Annotated in this window: 19 protein-coding genes and 3 riboswitches; of the genes, 8 read left to right on the forward strand and 11 right to left on the reverse strand. The window is 48.4% G+C overall.

Annotated elements, in window-relative coordinates:
- The first annotated feature begins 188 nt into the window (after nt 1–188).
- The gene (locus AN477_RS21515; protein ID WP_054971231.1) at nt 189–1,112 is read left to right on the forward strand and encodes a phosphotransferase family protein; all 924 of its coding nucleotides are present in this window, start codon (nt 189–191) and stop codon (nt 1,110–1,112) included.
- 206 nt (nt 1,113–1,318) lie between these two features.
- Here the strand turns inward: AN477_RS21515 and AN477_RS21520 are convergent, their stop codons facing one another.
- From AN477_RS21520 to AN477_RS21535, 4 genes are all read right to left on the reverse strand, one after another.
- On the reverse strand, nt 1,319–1,954 hold the full coding sequence (locus AN477_RS21520) for a MarC family protein (RefSeq protein ID WP_054971232.1): 636 nt from the start codon (nt 1,952–1,954) through the stop codon (nt 1,319–1,321).
- Nucleotides 1,955–2,254: 300 nt separating this feature from the next.
- On the reverse strand, nt 2,255–3,646 hold the full coding sequence (locus tag AN477_RS21525; RefSeq protein WP_245631922.1) for an HD domain-containing phosphohydrolase: 1,392 nt from the start codon (nt 3,644–3,646) through the stop codon (nt 2,255–2,257).
- Between the two features lie 267 nt (nt 3,647–3,913).
- On the reverse strand, nt 3,914–4,678 hold the full coding sequence (locus AN477_RS21530; RefSeq protein WP_054971233.1) for a GNAT family N-acetyltransferase: 765 nt from the start codon (nt 4,676–4,678) through the stop codon (nt 3,914–3,916).
- A gap of 237 nt (nt 4,679–4,915) precedes the next feature.
- Nucleotides 4,916–5,890 (reverse strand): hypothetical protein, encoded by a 975-nt coding sequence (locus AN477_RS21535; RefSeq protein WP_054971234.1) that lies wholly within the window; start codon nt 5,888–5,890, stop codon nt 4,916–4,918.
- 315 nt (nt 5,891–6,205) lie between these two features.
- On the opposite strand from AN477_RS21535, the gene AN477_RS21540 reads away from it, so the two are divergent.
- Nucleotides 6,206–7,135 (forward strand): DMT family transporter, encoded by a 930-nt coding sequence (locus tag AN477_RS21540; RefSeq protein ID WP_054971235.1) that lies wholly within the window; start codon nt 6,206–6,208, stop codon nt 7,133–7,135.
- A 127-nt stretch (nt 7,136–7,262) separates the two neighbouring features.
- Here AN477_RS21540 and AN477_RS21545 read toward each other — a convergent pair whose 3' ends face one another.
- Nucleotides 7,263–9,422 (reverse strand): penicillin-binding transpeptidase domain-containing protein, encoded by a 2,160-nt coding sequence (locus tag AN477_RS21545; RefSeq protein WP_054971236.1) that lies wholly within the window; start codon nt 9,420–9,422, stop codon nt 7,263–7,265.
- A gap of 379 nt (nt 9,423–9,801) precedes the next feature.
- A riboswitch (cyclic di-AMP (ydaO/yuaA leader) is annotated at nt 9,802–9,963 on the forward strand.
- 4 nt (nt 9,964–9,967) lie between these two features.
- Here AN477_RS21545 and AN477_RS21550 point away from each other — a divergent pair.
- The gene (locus AN477_RS21550) at nt 9,968–11,200 is read left to right on the forward strand and encodes a murein hydrolase activator EnvC family protein (protein ID WP_245631923.1); all 1,233 of its coding nucleotides are present in this window, start codon (nt 9,968–9,970) and stop codon (nt 11,198–11,200) included.
- A gap of 131 nt (nt 11,201–11,331) precedes the next feature.
- Here the strand turns inward: AN477_RS21550 and AN477_RS21555 are convergent, their stop codons facing one another.
- The 3 genes from AN477_RS21555 to AN477_RS21565 form a co-directional block, all read right to left on the reverse strand.
- Nucleotides 11,332–11,661 (reverse strand): hypothetical protein, encoded by a 330-nt coding sequence (locus tag AN477_RS21555; protein ID WP_054971238.1) that lies wholly within the window; start codon nt 11,659–11,661, stop codon nt 11,332–11,334.
- 162 nt (nt 11,662–11,823) lie between these two features.
- Entirely contained in the window at nt 11,824–12,585 is a 762-nt protein-coding gene (locus tag AN477_RS21560; protein WP_054971239.1) for a peptidoglycan recognition protein family protein, read from the reverse strand.
- Nucleotides 12,586–12,808: 223 nt separating this feature from the next.
- Nucleotides 12,809–13,672 (reverse strand): LysM peptidoglycan-binding domain-containing protein, encoded by an 864-nt coding sequence (locus tag AN477_RS21565; RefSeq protein WP_169787937.1) that lies wholly within the window; start codon nt 13,670–13,672, stop codon nt 12,809–12,811.
- A 5-nt stretch (nt 13,673–13,677) separates the two neighbouring features.
- Nucleotides 13,678–13,818, reverse strand: a riboswitch (cyclic di-AMP (ydaO/yuaA leader).
- A 193-nt stretch (nt 13,819–14,011) separates the two neighbouring features.
- Between AN477_RS21565 and AN477_RS21570 the strand changes: the two genes are divergently transcribed.
- The 5 genes from AN477_RS21570 (at nt 14,012) to thiE (ending at nt 18,569) form a co-directional block, all read left to right on the forward strand.
- A complete protein-coding gene (locus tag AN477_RS21570; protein WP_054971294.1) occupies nt 14,012–15,067 on the forward strand; it encodes a BMP family lipoprotein in 1,056 nt (351 codons plus the stop codon).
- A gap of 139 nt (nt 15,068–15,206) precedes the next feature.
- Nucleotides 15,207–15,307: riboswitch (TPP riboswitch) on the forward strand.
- 67 nt (nt 15,308–15,374) lie between these two features.
- Nucleotides 15,375–16,133, forward strand: coding sequence for a thiaminase II (gene tenA / locus AN477_RS21575; protein ID WP_083486548.1), 759 nt, complete (start codon nt 15,375–15,377; stop codon nt 16,131–16,133).
- Nucleotides 16,126–17,064, forward strand: a complete 939-nt coding sequence (gene thiD, locus AN477_RS21580; protein ID WP_054971241.1) for a bifunctional hydroxymethylpyrimidine kinase/phosphomethylpyrimidine kinase — start codon at nt 16,126–16,128, stop codon at nt 17,062–17,064. Before tenA ends, thiD begins: the two co-directional genes overlap by 8 nt.
- Before the next feature lie 15 nt (nt 17,065–17,079).
- The gene (gene thiM / locus AN477_RS21585; protein WP_054971242.1) at nt 17,080–17,901 is read left to right on the forward strand and encodes a hydroxyethylthiazole kinase; all 822 of its coding nucleotides are present in this window, start codon (nt 17,080–17,082) and stop codon (nt 17,899–17,901) included.
- Complete coding sequence (thiE, locus tag AN477_RS21590; RefSeq protein WP_054971243.1) at nt 17,898–18,569, forward strand: thiamine phosphate synthase; 672 nt, start codon at nt 17,898–17,900, stop codon at nt 18,567–18,569. Before thiM ends, thiE begins: the two co-directional genes overlap by 4 nt.
- Nucleotides 18,570–18,844: 275 nt before the next feature.
- Here thiE and AN477_RS21595 read toward each other — a convergent pair whose 3' ends face one another.
- From AN477_RS21595 to AN477_RS24845, 3 genes are all read right to left on the reverse strand, one after another.
- Nucleotides 18,845–19,402 carry an NADPH-dependent FMN reductase gene (locus AN477_RS21595; RefSeq protein ID WP_054971244.1) on the reverse strand — a complete coding sequence of 186 codons (558 nt, stop codon included), beginning with the start codon at nt 19,400–19,402 and terminating at the stop codon, nt 18,845–18,847.
- A 99-nt stretch (nt 19,403–19,501) separates the two neighbouring features.
- Entirely contained in the window at nt 19,502–20,278 is a 777-nt protein-coding gene (locus tag AN477_RS21600; protein ID WP_054971245.1) for a DODA-type extradiol aromatic ring-opening family dioxygenase, read from the reverse strand.
- 348 nt (nt 20,279–20,626) lie between these two features.
- Nucleotides 20,627–20,785 carry a hypothetical protein gene (locus AN477_RS24845; protein WP_157062109.1) on the reverse strand — a complete coding sequence of 53 codons (159 nt, stop codon included), beginning with the start codon at nt 20,783–20,785 and terminating at the stop codon, nt 20,627–20,629.
- Nucleotides 20,786–21,145: the final 360 nt, after the last annotated feature.

Consider the following 21,145-nt stretch of genomic DNA (forward strand, 5'->3'; position numbering starts at 1 on the left):
CCGAATTTGTCAGATAATCAATCATCAGTAAAAATTTCTCCTCCCGCCGACACGATGTCGGCTGAAACAAAGCACCAATTCATGATAATGTCAGGATGTAGCTATTGAGTTGTAAACTCAATAAGGAGATTCTATTCATTCTATAACTCCATTCTAGAACAATAAGTGTCGTATTGGAGGACATCACCTTGCCAAAACATATCTATCTTCAACCTGACGCACCCGATCCGATCCATAGCGACGATGTCGTGCTAGCAATCGTTCGCAAGCATGTGCCCGACGTGAACTCCGTCACCGGCATCGATGAATCTGGTGGAGAAGCGCGTACCTATGCCATTGATGACAACATCATTCTAAAGGTTCAACGTCCGCAGCAATTACGTCCGCTCACGAGTCTCGAAAAGGAAGTCTTCTATCTAAATCAGCTTTCGCTTGACAAGGTCATCAGCGTTCCAAAGGTTCTCGGTTATGGACGGGCCGGCTCCATTGAATATACTGTGATGACTAGAATGCCTGGCATCGCGATCGTCAATACCACAGTGGAAGGCGATGCGCGCAGGGAGACCCTGTTCAAGCTTGGTCAGACATTGCGACGCATTCACTCCATTCCTCAGGGGCCATTTCTTCAAAGCGGACTGTTCCCTGGCGACACCAATTTCAGCGAGGTGAAGGCTCGTTTCCAGGAAGCGTTTGAGGGGCGTATCGAACGTATGCGCGACAGGAATATTGCGTGGACCCTCCCTTACACACCCGAACAGATCGCTGAAAAAGCGATTGCGGCTCTCCCGGAATCCGATCAACGTGTGGCCCTTCACTCAAACCCTGGCCCCACACATACATTTGTCGATCACTCTACCAGACGGTTTACAGGGCTCATCGACTTCGGGGATGCGTATTTCAGCCATCCTGCATTGGACCTGTGGCGTTGGAACTTACCTGAAGACCGTCAAGCCGTTCTCGCGGGATACACCAGCGAACAAGAAGTGGGGGACACCTTTATGGACACATGGAGAGTGGTCATGGTGTTGTCTGTCATGACGGCAATTGCGTATCAGACTGAGACCAATGTTCTATCGAAAGCCGATTTGATGTCTTTGGTGGAAGAACTATAGATCAAATTCCACATCAGCAACTGTTACCGAATATCCCAAGGGGTAGACTGTACATCATGTGGACAGATGCCCCCTTTCAAGGTCACTATCAGGGCCTAATTGCGGTGGACACCTCCTTTCATCCGTTCTTTTCCGGTTCCACGAGAGCGTGATTTTCGTGATATAAACGTCCAAGTGTAGCCATTGCACAGGCAAGCTACTTAACTTTAGGTGTGAAGCCATCCGGGAAACAGTTTGTCTAAACCAGACACCGCCATTTGAACTGCGATAATGGCAAGAAGTAACCCCATCAAACGAGTGATCACGTTCATCTCCGTTTTACCCAAGTGACGTCCAATGAACCCGGAATAGTACAGGATCACGTAGGTTCCCATCATTACAATGACAACGGCGATAAAAACTGATATCGAATCCTTAAGTAAATTACTTCCACCTGCAAGTGCCATTACGGTTGCAATTGTTCCGGGACCGGCAATCAGTGGAGTTGCAAGCGGGGTTACTGATATATCTTCCTTGTTTACGCTGTCCTCGTGTTCATCTTCGTGGGGTACATGTGCGTGAGAGGGCTTAGCTTGAATGAGGTTATAGGCAATTCCAAAGATCAAAATCCCACCAACCACCCGAAATGCGCTTACTGTGATTCCAAACATTTGGAAAATGTAATGTCCCAACAATAGAAATATCATGATGATTAAAAAGGCTATAAATATGGCTTTCCGCGCAGTCTTTCGCTGTTTATCGATGTCATAGCCTTCAGTGAGGGACAAAAATATAGGGACGTTTCCTACGGGGTTCATGATGGCAAATATGCCAACTAGTGCGTGAATTGTGTAACCTATCACGGATTACTCTCCTCCTTATCCAGTTGCGAGATTAAGCCGGACAGCGTGCTCACATCCTCCTCCTTAAGTTATGTGGGATATAGAGATACTCTGTATTTTAACACATATGAAGACTGATGTCGGGAAACGTAGCGGGAAACGAGTTTATGGTCATTGCACTTATACAGTGGAAACGCAGCTCTTCATGTACCCGTTAGTGCCCAATTATGGACGCAGAGCTATTCGCGACCAGCTAAAACTGGATATTTACGCATAAATAACCGCATTTTGTTTGCTTGTTCGTCAGTTGTTAAGTCAGACCTATCGCGTTGCACAGATAAACGCATCGACAAATTGGGGGTCCCACTGAGTTCCTTTTCCGCTTTCCAGAATTGAGAGTGCCTTATTCTGAGTCATGCCTGCACGATATGGACGGTCTGATGTCATTGCGTCGTAAGCATCTGCCACTGCCAAAATACGTCCAAATAACGGAATCTGTTCTCCCTTTAAGCCGTCCGGATAACCTTTACCATCGTAGCGTTCGTGGTGGGACCGGACACCAGGCAGTAAGGGCTGCATCGTCAATTCTGGCTGTATCTTTTGCAGAATGGATTCTCCGATTACCGGATGGTTTTTAATGACCTCAAATTCCTCGTCTGTCAATTTCCCATCTTTCAGCAACACTTCATCACGTATTCCTATCTTCCCAATATCATGTAACAATGCACTTTTGCGCAGAAGCGATACTTCCGATTCTGCCAATCCTACTTCACGCCCAATGATGACGGCATACTCTGCGACTCTAGTTGAATGTCCTGCTGTGTACCGATCCCTTGCGTCAAGAGCCGCTGCTAATGTAGCAAAGTAACTGTCCACTAGCTGATCATTGGTTCTCTCACGCTCTGCCAAACCAGTAACCATGTGATTAAATCCTGAAGCAAGTTTTGAAAATTCATCAGAATATGGAACCAACGCTCTAACTTCAAAATCACCATTTTGTACTTGAAACATCAACTGTTCCAATGTTGCGATTGGACTCTTGACATCGTTTGAGAGCAGCCAGGCACCATAAGAGGCAAATGCAATGCCAATCACCATCACGGCCGCAATCCAGTTCCAATACTGAAAGGAAGCGCCACCGTCCGTTTGTGACAATCTTATCTGTCCAGCCATTCCGAATAAAAGCAAAGGAAGTACGCCAATGACGAGCACGCTAAGTAAGAATTTCACTCTCACAGGCACGAGCACTTGACCGGTTACAGGAGCAGCGGTGGAATACGGGCTATCCAGCACTTCGGAAAAGAATGTAAGTATCGGTTGAATTGTTCTGCTAGTTAAGAAGAATTCAACCATGGCGTGCATGCCTGCTACTAAAAACGATCCCAAGACGGCTAGAAAAACATAAGAATACGGCAATGACAGTATGTGATAATGAATTTCTATTAGGGAGATAGTTACACCCGGTACCAGTGCACCCAACCAATGCGGTACCATTATCCTGAATACGGATAAAACAGGAAATCTATATATCCGACGATAAGCTTTGATGTAGATATCCTTCGATAAATCCTTAGATAAAAACACTGCTCGTATCGGGGAGACATGTCGTGCGAAGACTACGGACTCGGTGCAGACCATGATAACGAGGGATATGCCGAGGGTCATTGCAAGCAAAGAATCGTCACTTTGCGAAACTGAAAGCGTAGAAAACATGAGCGATCCGCCCACACCAATTACCGCAATTACGGAACCGATAAGGTAATTTATAATGAGTGATCTCACGAAAGTGCGATAGGTATTCACACCCTTAGTTTGATTTGTTGAGTAAATGTAACCCATCTCCCCCATAAAACCTCTCTATTCGGCAGCAAATTTCCCCACGTCTACTAACAGCTAAGGCTGATAACTGGTCATTTCATCATTCTACACTTCATGTCACGATAGTTCTGTAAGGTGTGCAGAAAGCCGACGCGAATTTTGTTAGCCTTTGGGACTTAACACATATGGCTGACTGGAAGTGAGTAACCGAAATCCATGTTCTTCGACAATTGGACGACTCATTTGACCAGCATCTATGGTCAAAAAGCGGTAGCCGCGTCTGACAGCCTCCTGCACGCGTAACGCCAACAACGCTGTATAATACCCACGCTTACGGTGGCTGGGAACTGTCTCCCCTCCCCATAGGCTTGCAAATGCGCTTCGATTCGGGAAATGAACTCGGGCTGTGCTCACAGGCACCCCATTGTCGTATGCTACGTAAACACTGAGATACTCCGGGTGATGGAGAAGCAAGTGGCCAAGTTCCGCCAACAGAGCTACCCGATGGTCGTTCATGGTCCACACACGAGCGACATCTTTGAGACCATCGAGATCGGTAACTCGCCGAATCTCGAAGGGCGCCTCAGCGAGCAACGAAGGTGGAGCTTGATCCAATTGAAGAACCATAATCGATTCAGGCTCCTCGGCGGAAAATCCTTTTGACAGCAGTCGCTCCCCCAGATCATGTGGAGCATCATGAGAGAAGAGTTTCCACTCAACCGTGTGGGCCAGCTGCTTGAAATAGAGTGCCTCACGTTGAATCACTTGGTCAGCATCATCTGTCGTAAGACAGGAGTAAATGACCGTACTGTAGGTTGAGACTGTGTCGACCAATCGGACAACGCCCGCGGCGACTTCGTGACGCATACCTGGTTGTTCTGCGTACTGGCGCTCGTCCTGATCATAGAGACTAAGAACGTCAAGCATATCCGTGAATCCTCCTAAGACTTCGATATATGCAGATGTGCGATACACATTTGACATACTAGTGTTTCAACGAAGATGGCTTATCACCTTTTAAACACACGGATTTAAATCCGATCCGTTACGCGCTTGCCCCAACCAGCCTCACACTGGAAACCCCCTCAAGAACGACGTAATTAAAAAAGGAAGGACCACCCCATTGTTGCACTAGGCAAACCAGGAGCGGTCCTTCCTTGTGTACTAGTTTTGATTGACTACGGTTGCCAATGCTTGAACGGGGTTTCCGCTTTGCTGTAACTCGTTAACTTTAGTTCCTTCTTGCCAAGCGATAATGGTCTTCGAATTAAACGCCGTGCTCGTATCCGTACTGTTAACAATAATGACACCATGGTTGTTCGGCGCTGGAAGCATGTGTGTGTGAAGATAAGACACCATGTCCTCGGCGACCTGTTTTACGCCCGTATTCATCGTATAATAGCGGACCTCGATCACCCAGTTTCCTTCTTGCCACTCATATCTGGCATGCCCCATGCCTGCACTTTCCATAGCTGTAATGCCATATCCCAAGTTGACCGGCGCACCTGACAGGCTTCCACCTTGAATACTCGCAATCTGATTTGCTGCTTCGGTAGAGGTTGCATAGGAAGTCGTCGAAATCGGGTTGTATCCTTGCCCTGTCAAATCCCAGTTGATCCCGTCCCAAGTCGCCCCCATACTAAAATCATGTCTCAGTACTGAGTCAATGTAGTAAATCGGAACATACGTCGTATTCGCTCCAGAGGCCGGATCCATAGCGACGAGCCTGGGAAAGTTCATTGACGGTGGAGCTCCTTCAACAAGGCTTATCTGCATTTGCCCCGTCGGTGCAACAACTGGATTGGCTTCTTGATTGCCTAGAGCCCCAAACTTCCAATTTGTCGGATATTTTGTGAAAACCAAGTCCGTTCCATTCCACGTTGTTTGAAAGCCCACTCGCTTCAAGGCTTGCTGCAAGTAGTAAATCGGTATCCAAGTTGTATTGGATCCGCTCCATGGGTCCTTCGCAATCACGTGCTCAGGATTCGAGACATTTTGCCCGTCGAGATTAATGTGTGTTGCTGCCATCGTATATCCACCAGACTGCGTTGCCGCCATTGCCGGCACTGCCGCCACCCCAGATGCCATTGTCACACATGCGAGAGCCAAACCCGAGACGACGAATTTATTTAATTTCATCTAAATCACGCTCCGCTCATTTTTAGTTCGAATTGACCTTAGTGAATCAAAAGCCTTGATCATGATTCGGAACCATGCGCATGTTCCGTTGCCTTCTTGCTTGGTACAATGGGGTAGACGTAATGACTCTATAAAGGTTACACATAAATTCGCAAAGAAAAATTTGGATGATGAAACCACGCAGATGGACTTCATGCAGGTTACAGCAGTAAAGGCACTGTCATTTCCTCGGCGTGCAGTCGATCATGGAGTCAGTTCCGGATAACCCGTCCTACACATTGGGCCGTCAATGGCTAACAAAGGAGCACCGCGAGAATGAACGAAGGCTTGGAGATACAAGTTGCGGCGAACAGACCCAAAATGAATTCCGGCTTGCGTCGATGGATCCTCGGGATGCTGTCACTCACCTTAGCGACCGCTGTGTGGGGTTACGCCAATGTCGTTATCCAACAGACAGAGGCCACCGTTGCCCCGGCAATCCTAATTTGGTTGAGGTTTTGCATTGCGGCTGTAATCTTGGCACCCGTTCTTTTACGTGCACGCCTCCAAGCCAAAGACTGGTGGCTCGGGCTCGGTATGGGCGCATTTATGGGGTTATCCGTCCTAGCCCAAGGGTGGGGGATGAAATCCATCCCTGTCGATGAAGTTGCCTTTATTACGGGGCTGTACGTGGTTCTGACACCCATTGCAGCTGCGGTATTGCATCGGCGATGGCCGCATTTGCTCGTATGGCTTTCTGTGGCAACAAGCGTTGGCGGCGTCGCCCTCCTCATTGAACATTTGTCTTGGAGTGCCCACATTGGTGTAGTATGGTCGTGTCTTGCAGCGGTAGGATTCACAGTGCAGATCATCGGCACGGCATCGCTATCTCGCCGTGTCCCCGCCCTATCCCTCGCAGCACTTCAGTCAATCGGAGCTACGGCGGCGCTGTTGATTGCGCTTGCGATACAAGGCACCACAACGCCTCACATTTACACAGGTCTGTTCCACTGGCCAGCCTCAGACTGGCTGCGGATCATCTATCTAGCTATCATCGCACAGGTCCTCACCAGTTGGCTCCAGGTCTGGGGGCAATCCCGAATATCAGCCACGGAAGCGGCGCTGACCTTTAATCTCGAGCCGGTATGGACCGTAGCCTGTGCATGGATGGTTCTGGGTGAAGGTCTGACGAACCTGCAGATCCTAGGCGCGGTATTGATTCTTGGCAGTTTGACGGTGGTATCCGTACCATCGCGATCGCGCTAATCATTAGAATCCCCTTCCTTCCAGCAAGAGGGATCCCAGGCGCCATACAGTGCAGCCCCGCCTCAGCAGAGACGGGGCTGCAGCGATGTTAAGCTAGGTTGCCAAATCCCATAAGTCACCTGATCAGTTACGGGGCGCCAGTAATCGATATGGTGGTACCGATTGTCACTTTGGACCCAGCACGAACGGACTGCTGAACGACGTACCCCGCCCCGTGAAGCGATGCAGTCAACGACAAGGCCGACAATACACTGTCTGCATCTCTCATGGACAACCCGACCAAATTAGGCATCGTTACGCTTTTGCCAATATCCACCGTGCTCATTAATCCAATCATTCTGCTCCCCTTTTCAACTGTTGTGCCCGGAAGCGGCCACTGTTCAGTCACGTTTCCAGACACGCCAATGATAGACGGATTCAACCCTAATTGCTGCAGTGTCGTCAATGCACGTTGTGGGGTGCTTCCAACGATGTCTGGAACCACTACGTATTGCGCATGCCCTTGTGGTAACGAGGTACTCGAAGACGCTGTGACAGTATTCGGCGGAATATGATAATACTGCAGACAGTATTTCATAATCGCAGTTGCAAATGGTGCAGCAACCGTACTGCCCCACGTTTTTGACAGCGCCACCTTGGGCCAATCCACTGTTACGTAGACTTCAACTTTCGGGTTGTTTGCCGGTACAAATCCAATAAACGAGGTGATAAAACGATTGGTATAAAACTGCCCATTCGGTCCTGGCACCTGAGCCGTACCCGTTTTTCCTGCAACTAAGTACCCGGGGATCTGCGCAGTAGTGTCGATCCCACTTTTTCCAGACACATCAAGCACCATGACATGGCTCACGGCATGAGCGACCGCAGGCGGTACGACTCGGGGATTCTCTATCGTAGGGCCGTACTGTTTAATCACCTTACCAGTCGGCGATGTAATTTTGCTCACAATATATGGGCGCATCAGTTTACCGCCGTTTGCAATGGCGCCAATGGCTTGTATCTGTTGCAGTGGCGTCACAGAAATTCCTTGTCCAAAACCCGAGGTTGCCAGCTGTACAGGACCCCTTTGTGAAGACGGGAACAAAATCGAACTCGCTTCATTTGGAAGATTGATACCGGTTGGCCTGTCGAACCCAAAAACCTGCATATAGTGCGAGAGATTTGGCCACCCTAGCCGTCCGGCAATGGTGGCAAATCCTACGTTACTTGACTTTTCTAGAGCTTGCTGGAAAGTCAACTTGCCCCACCCAAAGTAGTTCCAATCATGGATGGTGGCACCGGCAATCGTAATTTGTCCCGACTGAAAAGTTTGGTTCAACGCAATCGAATTGGTAGCGAGCGCCGCCGCTAGTACGACTGGTTTAAATGTGGAACCAGGCTCGAAGGTACTGCTGACCGCCCAATTTTCAAAGGATTTCGCAGTCGCTGTCCAGTAAGAGTTGGGATTAAAAGTGGGGCTGCTGGACATTGCCAATATTGCCCCGGTTTGGGGATTTGCGACAATGATAGCCGCGTGATCGGGGTGGAACTGATTCACCAGGCTATTCATTTCATTTTGAACAAAACCCTGAATGCTTCCATTCAGTGTAAGTTGTATATTGTCACCGGCATGAGCTGCTTTCGTAACCTTTTCTGTATTTGGAAGGGGAAATCCGTATCCATCCTTTTTGTACGTCACCACTCCACTGGTTCCCGCTAATAACTGGTTGTACTCTTGCTCAATTCCCCCAACACTCGTCCCACTTGTTGAAACATAGCCGAGCGTGTTCGCCGCGAAGGTACCGTATGGATAATACCGCTGTTCTGTCGGAGTAAAGGTAACATCTGTGCTCCATTGAATGCTTTTATTTTTTGGATCCCATTGATGTTGATTGAATGCGTTCTGAAGGCGGACTTTTTGCGGTTCCATGATGGTGAAGGATAGTTGAATCCATTTGTTGTTGCTCTGAAGCAGAGACTGCAGCGTCGTACTCGATGTAGAGAGGATTGGCGCTAAGATCTTAGATGCGGCGGCGGCGTAATTGCGAAAATTGACTGTCTTGATATCTACGTAATAAGCCGGAACATCATATGCCAATTTACTTCCGCTTGAATCGAGAATTGCCCCTCTTGCAGCAATCAGGGGCCTGCTTACATCGACGACTTGACTCTGCTGGTTCAAGAGACGTTGACCGTAAGCCATTTGTATGTATCCGATTCGAAAGACGACCATTCCAAGCATCGCCGTTAAACCGATATGTATTCCGAGAATCCGTTTTCGATTCCGGCTTAAGCGGTACGTTTTCACATCCGTTCCTCCTTCAGGAACACAATTACGGTCTGCTAGCACGAGCGATGACGACGACTGCGAGGATTCGGAACGGGATTGGACCCAGCGATTCTTCGAGGGCCGAGGACTTAACTGGAATCTGGACGCGAAACGTATATCACAGCAATCGAGAAAAATACAATTTTGATCTGATATTATCGGTTAAATGTCAAGATTCGTTGGAGAACACGTCAATTTTGTGTGTCGTCTGCTATACAGATGGCGGCTAAACACGGGTGCATTGGATGAGATAGTAACAGGTGCCAGATGACGACCCTCATGAAACCGACAAATATACGAACTCTATGTTGGTACTGTCACTACTTCGTGTGGTCGTTAGATTCCAATGCTATACTCTTTCTATCATCAGCCGAATCACAGCAATGTGTACGGGGGAACTTCGCTTGTCGTCTGTTCAAGGCAAGCTTGGGGTGAAGCGAGAATGGCCCAGCCATTCTCCCGGGCGTCTTCGTCGTCCGAATCCGACAACTAACCTCGGAGGCATTCCACGAAAGGATGATATTTTGAATACCTCCAAAAAATTGTTCCTGTGGCTTGGAACCATCGTGCTCTGTATGAGCGCGATCGCCGAAAATGCGTACGCGGACTCGCTGAGCCAAGCACAGCAACAAAAACAGCAGATTCAACATCAGATTACACAAGATAAAAATCAAATTCAGAAACAGCAAAACGTCGTTTCCGTCGCTGAGAATCAAGCGAAGCAAAGCCAAACGGCGGTCCAAAGTCTCAACGCTCAAATCCTTCAGAACGAATCACAGACGGAGCAAATTACCGAAAACATCACCCTGCTTACGACCAAAATTAAAAATACGGAAATTCAACTGAACAAAAACCGTTCTGACTTACAGGAAGTTTTGCGCGCCGAGTACGAAGACGGTCAGGTGCCCTATCTTGCTGTGCTTTTTGGCGCAACCAGCTTCAGCGACTTACTCAGTCGCTTTCAAATGCTCTCGGATATCTCAAAAAGTCAGAACCGACTATTGAAGGAAAGTCAGGCACTTCAAAAAGAACTGTTGCTCCAAGAACAGAATCAAAAGCAGAATTATGTGCTGTTAGTCAAAAAGGGCCGGGCACTCTACACCTTGAAACAACAGGCAACCAGTCAAGAAGCGCTGGCACAGCAAGCCACAACTTCTGCTAAGAGGCAAGTGAACGCGCTTAGTCAAGCTCAGCGATCGCTCGCAAAAAAGTTAAACTTAACGGACAGTGAGATTGCCATGCTCGAGCAACAAGCGAAACAGCAGGAAGAAATTCTCGCCGCCAGGCGTGCGTCTTCTTCGATCGTTGAGCCGACACTTCGCTACCAACCGATTTCAGCACAAAAGTTATACGCATTTGTAAAAATGCAAGGTTCTGCGTTTTCCCTTTCCGACATTGAAACCATTTGCAGCGTGGCGCACGCGTATGATGTCAACCCTGCCTTGATGATTGCGATTGCCGGACAGGAACTCGACTTCGTTCCAAGTGGTATCGCGAACGAGAGGTGGAAACTCGAAAATCCATTTGATGTATTTGGCAGCTGGGCGCTTTATCACACGACAATTGCACAGTCGGCCGCGTACGCGGCGCAGTTCTTGCAGGTGAAGTTGTCGGTTGCACCACCGGCTGGCATTGACCCTATTATCTGGATCAACGATCCAAGCAATCACGAAGGAGGTGTGTATGCCACCGATCCGCACTGGGCGTACGGGGTGCGAATGTTCTTTAACGAAATTTCAAGTTACGTCCATTCTTGAAAAAAGATTAGGTCTGCAGGAGAACACAGTGGAGGAAGTGTAAGTAGGCGCGTGCGCGTACTTCACGTGCACGTCTTGATAACGGACAACGACCCTTATCATACCGGGTCCACACCGGGAGGTTTAAACCCTTACATCTCCAATTCGAGCCAAGTAATCGAGTCGTCAAGTATGCCGTACATGTGTGGCTCAAATTGACTGAAATCATAGCCATCGTGCCACACGAAGTTATGAATTGCATTTTTTTCGTATATGTACTTTAAAGTACTTAAGGCTTCTTCCTTGGTGGAATTGTTGAAATATACATCCCCGTCTGTGTTCCATAGGATCCATTTGTACCATGTCCGTGTCGCCGTTACATACCACGTACGGGCCTCATCATTTGACACTAGGTCAGACGCACCAATCAGTTGTTCCCATGTATAAAACCCTAAATGGTTTGCCATTATCTGTTTATTCATTCAGCACTCCCTCCCCATTCTTCGTAACATCCCAAGCTGTTAGGCTCGGGTATTCCTGAATAGAAAAACGCAATCCATGGCGAGGATACTTGGCTACCCAATTCAGATGAGGCCAAACGTGTGTTTAATCCCCATCATTTAGTGCATAGAAGCTTCTATCTGTTAGTGCATAGAAACTTCTATCTGTTTCATTTGTTCTAATACGAGGGGATAAAAATTCGCCTTTGCACTTGTTGTGGAGTTACCTCCGAAAAATCCAGTACCGGGACACGTCTTGACACGGTTCTTTTGACCACGGTCTAAGACTCTTTGTCCCGTACCTAGATCCCACCAATGGTGATATGTGATCGTGTTGATTGACGGTGTCAGGCCAAATTTGATACAAAGCAGTGCTGTAACATAAACAATCGCATCCTTTTGCTCTGGAGTCATGACATCATTACCTTCGTCAAAATTCCCAAGGTTTTCGATTGTTATGGATTTAGATTCAATTGCTCTCCGCGCAGCTGAATTCTCGAGCCCGATTGAGCCTTGCGGAGACGAATCAAGTGGTCTGCACACCACTATTTCCCCATCTGGAAATATAGTTAAATTCTGACTAATGTTATTCCAATGCATCACGTTGACATGATATCGTTCCATCCACTTCAGCAGCGGCAAATAATTTGACCCATTAAAGTCCTTGTATGATGGACTCCAGGTATGATGCTCCTGTATCAACTTGATATTTCTCGTAAACTGTTTGTGAAGTAGCCAATCCTTGAATTGCTCCTTTGTCATCAACATGTATTGTCCCTCAATGGTGAACTGGTTCTGAACCACGTTATCCACATTTCCAGCATCCGATGCAGTTGCATACACAAGTGAGGGCTTGACTAGAAGTGACGTCATCAAGGTAAATGCAAGGAGAAAATTTTTGTTCACAGACCATAAGACCCCGTTTATTTTATGTTTCTTATAAACTGTGTTCAACGAAGCATTATTATCCGTCGGAGTGGTCGAGTGGCATTTCACCCCACGGTATTACCGTGATGCCAGTAGAAACTGATGAGACTCCCTCTATACTTATAAAGAAAAGACTACCAGCGGTAGTCTTTTTACCCAACTAGGTTTTAACCAGTAACGCGGGCTGTCCTAAGCTTCCCGTTCATTTGGCAAAAATAAGATTGTCAATTTGCGTGATATACGGCTGAGACCTCACCCAGCTTGAAGTCGGTGTGTACGCAGGATTATAGAAAACCATTGCACTTGGAACCACGTCTTCACCTTTATTCAATACGTCCATAGCAGCTTGAATACTTAATGCTGAAGGAGTGGTATATATGTAACCGTTCGCAACACTCGTGAATTGGTAATGACCGTTGATCACCTGAAACACGACATCATGCACGGTGCTCCCATACCCACCTGCCTGTAAACGATGAAGAATCACATCCCCCACAGCGATTTGAGCCTGCAGTGAGTCAGCTCCGGCCTCCGCATTAATGGCATGTTCCATCCAGTACAAATTCTGCTGTTGCACGGTTGAAGTCTGTGTACTCGTAATCGCTGCTGAGCTCTTTGTCGAACTGTCTCCTGCCAAGGCACCGGTCTTAGGCAGTACAAGAGCTGTTCCCACCAAGAGATTATTCGGATTCACAGATTGATTTGCTGTCTCGATTGCTTGCAACGACACACCATAAGCTTGTGAAATCGTCCACATGGTATCGCCCGGCTGTACAGTCACCGCTTGAGGCGAAGTTGCGTCCTGTGAATTGCTTTGTCCTGTGCCGATTGATGAGGGGAGGGTCAATACCGTACCGGGAATGAGGTCCATTGGGTTGACCGACGGATTTGCAGCCTCGAGTGCTTGCATGGAAACACCATAAGCCCGCGAAATTGTCCAAAATGTGTTGCCCGGTTGTACCGTCGTTGAATTGGCTCCTGTGGTCGCAGCAAGTGCGGAAGGGATAGCGAGGCCACCTGCAACAAGAGTCGTTAAGAGACCAATTCCCAGCTTCAAGTTACGCAAACAATTCATCCTCTCGTATTGCCTCCGAGGTTAGCTGTCGGGATCGGGTTCGAGTTAACCCGGCACATTTCGCCTCTCCCCAAGTCCGATTGGACGAAAGATCCCCCGTACATCAAGTCTCATTGACGATTCGGCTTTATGGTTGAACTTGGTGAAAATGTACCACGTTTCTATCACTACCTTCATTACACAAATCATGACTGCAGTATAAAAATTTGGATTTAAGAGATTCAAAAGTTGCGCATGAACACCCCCGCGTCCCCATGAAGAGTATCAAATTGCAAGTGCATGAAAACCCTACAACCAATAATGAGACACATCGAGGGGATGGCACTGTCCATGAGCAAAAAGATAATTGTGTCATTTATGTCATTATCCGTTTTTGTAGCGACGTTGGCTGTCAGTGGGTGTGGGCCAGCAGGAAATAATACTGCACCCGCCCCAACTACCGGGGCTGGGACGACCGGGACGGGTCTCAAGGTAGGACTTGTAACCGACATTGGAGGACTGAATGACAACGGATTTAATCATCTAGCCTACGTCGGACTGACCAAAGCAGAACAAAAGCTGGGCGCTGCAGGAAAGGTCGTACAGTCCAAACAAGCCACCGACTACGTCCCAAACCTGACTTATTTTGCATCCCATGGATACAACCTTGTTATCGCAGTCGGATTTCTCATGCATGATGCTGTTGAACAGGTAGCACAGCAATATCCGAACATCAAGTTTATGATTATCGATGATGTGATCACCAATCGTTCAAACGTGGTATCAGCTGTATTCCAGTCTGAACAAGCTGGTTATCTCGCGGGTGCTATGGCGGGACTGATTCAAAAGGGCCACAGTTTACCGAATTTAAACAGCCAAAATATTGTTGGTGTCGTTGGCGGGCAGCCATCACCACCAGTTGACAGTTACATCGCAGGATTCCAGCAGGGATTCAAGCGTGAAGATCCAACCGGCAAGGTACTAGTAACTTATACAGACAGCTTCACAGATACTGCACTTGGTGCTCAATATGCACAGAACGAGATGTCACAAGGCGCAGACATTATATTTCCTGTCGCAGGTGGTTGCGGCTTAGGCGTAATTAGTGCCGTCCAAGCTGCAAACAAATACGCTATCGGAGTGGACACAAACCAGAGCTACTTAGCCCCGAAAAACGTGATTGTGAGTGCTACGAAAGGTGTCGATACCTCTGTGTACGATGTCGTTCAGTCGGTCAAGAATAATACATTCAAATCAGGTGTTGATACGTTTGGCTTAAAGCAAAACGGTGTAGGTATTACAGCCCCCATGCAAGGTGTCCCACAGAGCATCGTCAGTCAGGTAAACCAGCTGAAACAAGATATTATCGACGGCAAAATTCACATTTCGACCACGGTGCAAAAGTAGATTGCGGTCTATTCCAAAGAACTCCCACGTCCGCGCTTTATTACGATTCGAGTCCCTTGTGCCTTGACACCGGGGACTTTTTCAATTTGCGAAGGACACTTTACGAAAACATGGTATAGTTACATCGAAACCAAACAATCGGAGCCACTAGGGGAGCATTTGCTGAGACAAGGAGAAATCCTTGGACCCTTCGAACCTGACCTGGGTAATACCAGCGTAGGAAAGTGGCGAGCAGCATTCCCATTACCAGGGAGTATGCTCACCTCTCTCCCCCAAGCGGCCTCCAACGAAGAAGGAGGCTATCATTTTGTCTTTCGCGCAATCACTTCGTCAGGACGCAGACCCCATTTTTGAAGCGATTTACCTTCATCCGTTTGTCCAGGGAATTGCAAAAGGCCAGCTTCCACCCGAATCACTCATTCATTATGTGAGTCAAGACACAGAGTATCTGAACACCTACAGCAAAGTTTATGGCATGGCACTCTCCAAAGCCCAGACACCGGACCAGATGCGCCTCTTCTACAACCGCATCGGCATTTTGCTCGAAGGGGAGCTCATCCCTCATCTTAACCTGTGCAGAGTCGCAGGTGTTACCCACGATGAGGTCATGCAACATCCCGTGGAACTTGCCCCGACAGCCCATCACTACGCTCGTCATATGCTGTGCGTCGCCCAGCAAGGAACCCTCGGCGAGATTGTTGCAGTCGTGCTCCCCTGCCAATGGGTCTATGTGGATACCGCCAGACGAATCATAGAAGAGTTCCAGCCAACGACTGAACATCCTTTTTACGATTGGATTTCATTTTATGCAAGCGACGAGATGCACCAAGGCCTGATGGAATTGACGGCGTTGCTCGACCATCTCGCTCCTGGTGCGAGAGAACTTGACTTGGCCATGATGAGATCCGCTTTTCTTGATAGTTCCCGACTGGAGTATCAATTTTTTGATATGGCCTTTACGTTGCAGAAGTGGACACCAAGCGGTCCGGGTGCCTATCCACTCGGGGAAAAGCCGGATTCAGACTCGTTCGATTCACTCTCAGTGCGGGTGAACACCTGTGTTTAGACAGCCGAGTGGACATGTGGCACGTGCCTTGACGATTGCTGGATCGGATAGTGGCGGCGGAGCCGGCATCCAGGCTGACCTGAAAACCATCCATCAGTTTGGTGTCTACGCACTCTCGGTTGTCACAGCACTTACAGCTCAGAATACACGCGGCGTTCAAGCGATTTATGACGTTAGCCCTGAATTCGTTCGCGCCCAGCTTTCATCGGTTTACGACGACATCGGGATGGACGCGATAAAAACAGGCATGTTGTCATCTACTTCCATCATTCGTGAGGTGGCCTCGTTTTTACGTGAAAACGTAACCTCCCCAGTTGTTGTCGATCCGGTGATGGTGGCCAAAGGTGGTGCACCACTCTTGCAGAGCGATGCGGTCGAAGCCCTGAAACATCAACTTCTGCCGCTGGCAAGTATCGTGACACCCAACCTCCCGGAAGCTGAGGTCATCTGTGGCTATCCTCTACACAGTTGGGAGGACTGCCACCGGGCCGCTCGCGATATTGCAAGCCTCGGTACGAATTTGGTCGTGATCAAAGGCGGGCATGTTCCGACGTCCGTCACAATCGAAACCAATCAGAAGAGTTCATCCGGCTTATATGACGCCTCCGCGTTTGCAACAGACATCGTTTACCAGAAGGACACAGACAAGTTCACTTATCTTGTTACGCCACGAGTAGACAGTCAGAAAACACACGGTACAGGCTGTACCTACTCAGCAGCCATCACGGCTCTGCTTGCGTCTGGGGCTAGCTCACTCGCGTCGATTGCGGGTGCGAAAGCCTTTGTGTACGAAGCCATATCACGGGCACGCACTTGGGACGTTGGACATGGTCACGGTCCGACTGACCATTCAACACCCATACCACAGGCCTACTGGCCACAAGTCGGCAAATTTAATGTCTACCAGGATACTGAATGGAGAGTCGTTTAAGGGGGAGATTTTGTAATGGAAATCGGAAATTGGCTGACACGCGTTCAGAATGAGCGCCCACTTGTCCACAACATCACCAATTTGGTGGTTACCAACACGGCGGCAAATGCCTTGTTGTCAGTCGGCGGTTCCCCCGTCATGGCATATGCCCATGAGGAAGTGGCGGACATGGCTCGAATCGCAAGAGCTCTCTCACTGAACATGGGGACACTCGACCCAAATGTCGTCACCGCAATGCGACTTGCCGGGAAATCGGCAAACAACGCTGGCATTCCTGTAATTCTCGATCCCGTTGGCGTCGGTGCGACCCCATACCGTACCAGTGTTGCCACACAATTGGCCAGTGAACTGCAGCTTACGGTTCTGCGCGGAAACGCAGGTGAAATCGGGCTAATGGTGGGCGCTGGGGGGCAGGTCGTTGGGGTAGACTCATCCGGGTCAAGTAACACCTTGCCGATTCATATGTGGGAGTATGCGAGAGCCCATGGAACGGTAGTCGTGGCAACCGGCGAGCAGGACCTTGTAACGGATGGGCAGCACATGTGGAAACTAGGTAACGGTCATCCACTCCTTGCCATCATCACCGGATCGGGCTGCTCACTGACTGCCATTCTTGGAGCGTTCATCGGAGTCGTAGAACGAGGAAGCGGGCTTCACGTCTATGCCGAAGCAACCATCTCAGCCATCACCTGTTTAAATGTAGCTGGAGAAATCGCCGCTGAAACCGCGCACGGCCCCGGAACATTCCAGGCAGCCCTTTTCGATGCGCTCTACGGGCTGACCGAAGCGCAAGTAAACTCCCGTGCAAAGGTTGAGCTCATGGAAGTGAACGCATGAACAGGACAGAAGGGACAAATTCCCGAGTCTCCCCAGAGCAACTGGCACACAAATTATCCGTGTACGTCGTGACCGATGAGCGCGAGGACGTTGACGAACAATTGCGTGTGATTGAAATGGCCCTGCAAGGAGGGGCAACCACGATTCAACTACGCCGGAAACGTGAGGACGGCCGTGCCTTGGTGGAATACGGCCGCCGAATTCGCGAGTTGGCGTACCGGTACAATGCCCTGTATATCGTGAATGACCGAGTGGATATAGCTCTGTTAACGGATGCGGATGGCGTCCATGTGGGGCAATCAGACATCTCGTGCCAAGATGTCCGGCGATTGGTTGGAGACAGAATTGTCGGCGTATCTGCAACCACATTAGACGAAGCAAGAACGGCGTTTGAGGATGGAGCAGACTATATTGGTGCGGGTGCAATTTTCACAACTCAATCAAAAGACGATGCAGTCGTCTGTGGATTGTCAGGGCTTGAGGCGATGGCAAAAGCAGTGCCACAAATTCCGATTGTCGCAATTGGCGGCATCAACCTCCAGAACGCACCTGACGTCCTATCCGCCGGAGCAGATGGCCTCGCAGTCGTCTCCGCCATCATGCAGGCAGTCGATCCCACGTCTGCCAGTCGTGGATTTCATAAGTTGATCAGAACCTCTCATTCATAACCAAAGAAAACAGGAGACACCATAATGTATGAACCAGTGTGTCTCCTCTTTTCTTTTTTTGTACCCCCATGCAGCAGAAAAGTACTTTCCAGTCTAGACTATTGGACCATCCAATCTATTCGAGTATCTGTTAAAAAATCGTTGCATCCATCAAGGTAATCTTTGCACACTCTGGCGAAACGAAAGGCATTGACAAAGACGCTGCAAAACTTTGTCTTGCAGCGCCAAATAAGCCTATTCGGAGTGATGAACCACTTACGAAGTGATGAACCACATTACCCTTGTTGTTTCTTTATCAAATCAACAAATGCAGCAACGAATGATTCCAGGAATTTTACAGTTCCTTCACTTTTGATCTGCCCACGATCATCGAATAACTCAGCAACATTACCAATATAGGCTTCCGGTTGTTGAACGACGGGCATGTTTAAGAATACAAGCGATTGACGTAAATGGTGGTTTGCACCAAAAGCACTTAAGCTGCCAGGAGACTGGCTGATAATCGCCGCAGGTTTGCCATTCCATACACTGGCTCCATACGGACGAGAACCAACGTCTAACGCATTCTTTAATACGGCAGGCACCGAACGATTGTATTCAGGTGTTACGAACAATACCGCATCGATTTCTTTCATTACGTCGCGAAATGTCGTATATGCTGCCGGAACGTTGTTTTCATCATCATAATCCTGGTTGTACAGCGCTAAACCTCCGATATCCACAAATGCAGTTTCAAATCCCTCAGGGAATAATGAAGCGACATTTGCTGCTAACCTTTTCGAAAATGAATCTTTCCTCAAGCTTCCGACTATAATACCTACCTTTTTTGTCAATGGAAATCCGCCTCTCTTAGTTTAGTTCCATGCTGGAAATCGAAATCAGACTTATTGTGCGCTAAGGGTACATTCTCATAAGCATTACGAAATCATCACTTATCCAAATGCCCAAACACTATGACTGAGATTTCCGTAACGATAACTGCGGTGCAACAATGTCGCCTGCCGAACATCATCAGCAGCACCCATTGCGTAAAACAGTGGAACAAAATGCTCGTTTCCATGAGGCGGCACGGCAAGGCTGGCATTCGGCGCTAGCGTATCATAGCTGTATAGTGCGTCAAGATCCCACTTCTTGAGGTGCTTTTCCAACCATTGGTCGAATTCGAGTGCCCATTCGTCTAAATCGTTTTCCAGGAACTGAACGGCCCGCAGATTGTGTACCGTTCCCCCGCTGCCGATAACCAAAACGTCGTTTGCGCGTAACTTTACCAGCGATTGTCCAATTTTGTACTGTTGCTCTGGCGACAGGCGCGGATTGACGGACATCGCGATCACCGGAATATCAGCATTCGGATAGAGCAGACGCAGAACGACCCAAGCGCCATGGTCAAGCCCGCGTCTTGTGTCCATCTCAAACGGGATGCCGTTCTCACTGAATAAATTTGAAATTTGGTGTGCCATTTGTTGGTTCCCTTTAGCGGGATATTTTATCTGGTAAAGTTCATCTGGAAATCCTCCGAAATCATAAATGGTGTCATATTCCGCCACTTCACTGACCTTCTGAGAACCCGCAATCCAGTGCGCAGAAAACAATACAATCGCTTTAGGACGCGGAAGTTCTTGTCCTAGTCCATTTAAAAACTGGGTGTAATCATTGTCTTCAATGGCTAAGAGCGGAGCTCCGTGTGCAATAAACAATGCTGGAATCACGTTGACACCCCCTTGGTTGTTGTGAAAATCGTCAATCAGCCAGAGCTTTATTTGATGTTAATAACAATACAATAGTTACTTCCATTTCGTCAATACAATCAACGGAATAAGGTCTGATTAGAGTGTTGAGCCAATTGGAGGTTTAAAAGTGGCGGGATAAAATTGAAGTCAGTGTCGTCAAACTACTAAATCCGTCATTACCCGTCGAAAAAACATAGTCGACACTCCCGATAATACTTAAGACAGTTAGGACCCCTTTTGAACCACCTTCACGATTTCCCTTGCCCTCTTTGACAACAAACACGTCCCGAAGCTACGCCCTATGCTCCGTTTGACTCGTCTCATTAGTTACTGGCTTGGCTCGGTCGGTAAACTTGCCGCGTAGCCTTCAGCGTTTTTCTGGATCTGCTGTGTCTTAACGAACAATTCACACGCTCCCACAAAATCTGCTTCGTTACCATTCTTCCCTACCGTAAAGGCGATATCGTAGCTGCCATTCGCTCCCACTACGCACACCTCCCAACTTTCGGGGGATAGGACTTTTCGGAAACAAATATCAGAGACGACACAATACATATAATTGCTGTCCATAGTAACGTGCGACATGTTTCTCGACAGATCCCTTCTCCATATTCCACCATCGTGATAATATGTTTGTATATTAAACGGACCGAAGTCCGTTTAATAAGAGTATGTGCGTCGCGCAATGACGTGTCAACATGATGCGCTTCGTACAAAACGGCAGGGAACTAGTTCTAAAAATCTAATTCAGCAGGTATTCGCAGTGATAGTGCCCTGCCTGGTAGCATGAGGTGCTCATGCCGTGGCCGTGACACATACAATCGCATGCTGCAACACAACGGACAT

Origin of the sequence: Paenalicyclobacillus ferrooxydans (assembly GCF_001399675.1) — a bacterium.
Classification (GTDB): Bacteria; Bacillota; Bacilli; order Alicyclobacillales; family Alicyclobacillaceae; genus Alicyclobacillus_B; species Alicyclobacillus_B ferrooxydans.

What these genes read in the sequence shown, in the direction of transcription:
- AN477_RS21525 (WP_245631922.1), bottom strand. Translation starts at nt 3,646, where the DNA reads ATGTTTTCTACGCTTTCAGTTTCGCAAAGTGACGATTCTTTGCTTGCA.
- thiM (WP_054971242.1), top strand. Translation starts at nt 17,080, where the DNA reads ATGGAAATCGGAAATTGGCTGACACGCGTTCAGAATGAGCGCCCACTT.
- AN477_RS21530 (WP_054971233.1), bottom strand. Translation starts at nt 4,678, where the DNA reads ATGCTTGACGTTCTTAGTCTCTATGATCAGGACGAGCGCCAGTACGCA.
- thiE (WP_054971243.1), top strand. Translation starts at nt 17,898, where the DNA reads ATGAACAGGACAGAAGGGACAAATTCCCGAGTCTCCCCAGAGCAACTG.
- AN477_RS21540 (WP_054971235.1), top strand. Translation starts at nt 6,206, where the DNA reads ATGAACGAAGGCTTGGAGATACAAGTTGCGGCGAACAGACCCAAAATG.
- AN477_RS21555 (WP_054971238.1), bottom strand. Translation starts at nt 11,661, where the DNA reads ATGAATAAACAGATAATGGCAAACCATTTAGGGTTTTATACATGGGAA.
- AN477_RS21535 (WP_054971234.1), bottom strand. Translation starts at nt 5,890, where the DNA reads ATGAAATTAAATAAATTCGTCGTCTCGGGTTTGGCTCTCGCATGTGTG.
- AN477_RS21570 (WP_054971294.1), top strand. Translation starts at nt 14,012, where the DNA reads ATGAGCAAAAAGATAATTGTGTCATTTATGTCATTATCCGTTTTTGTA.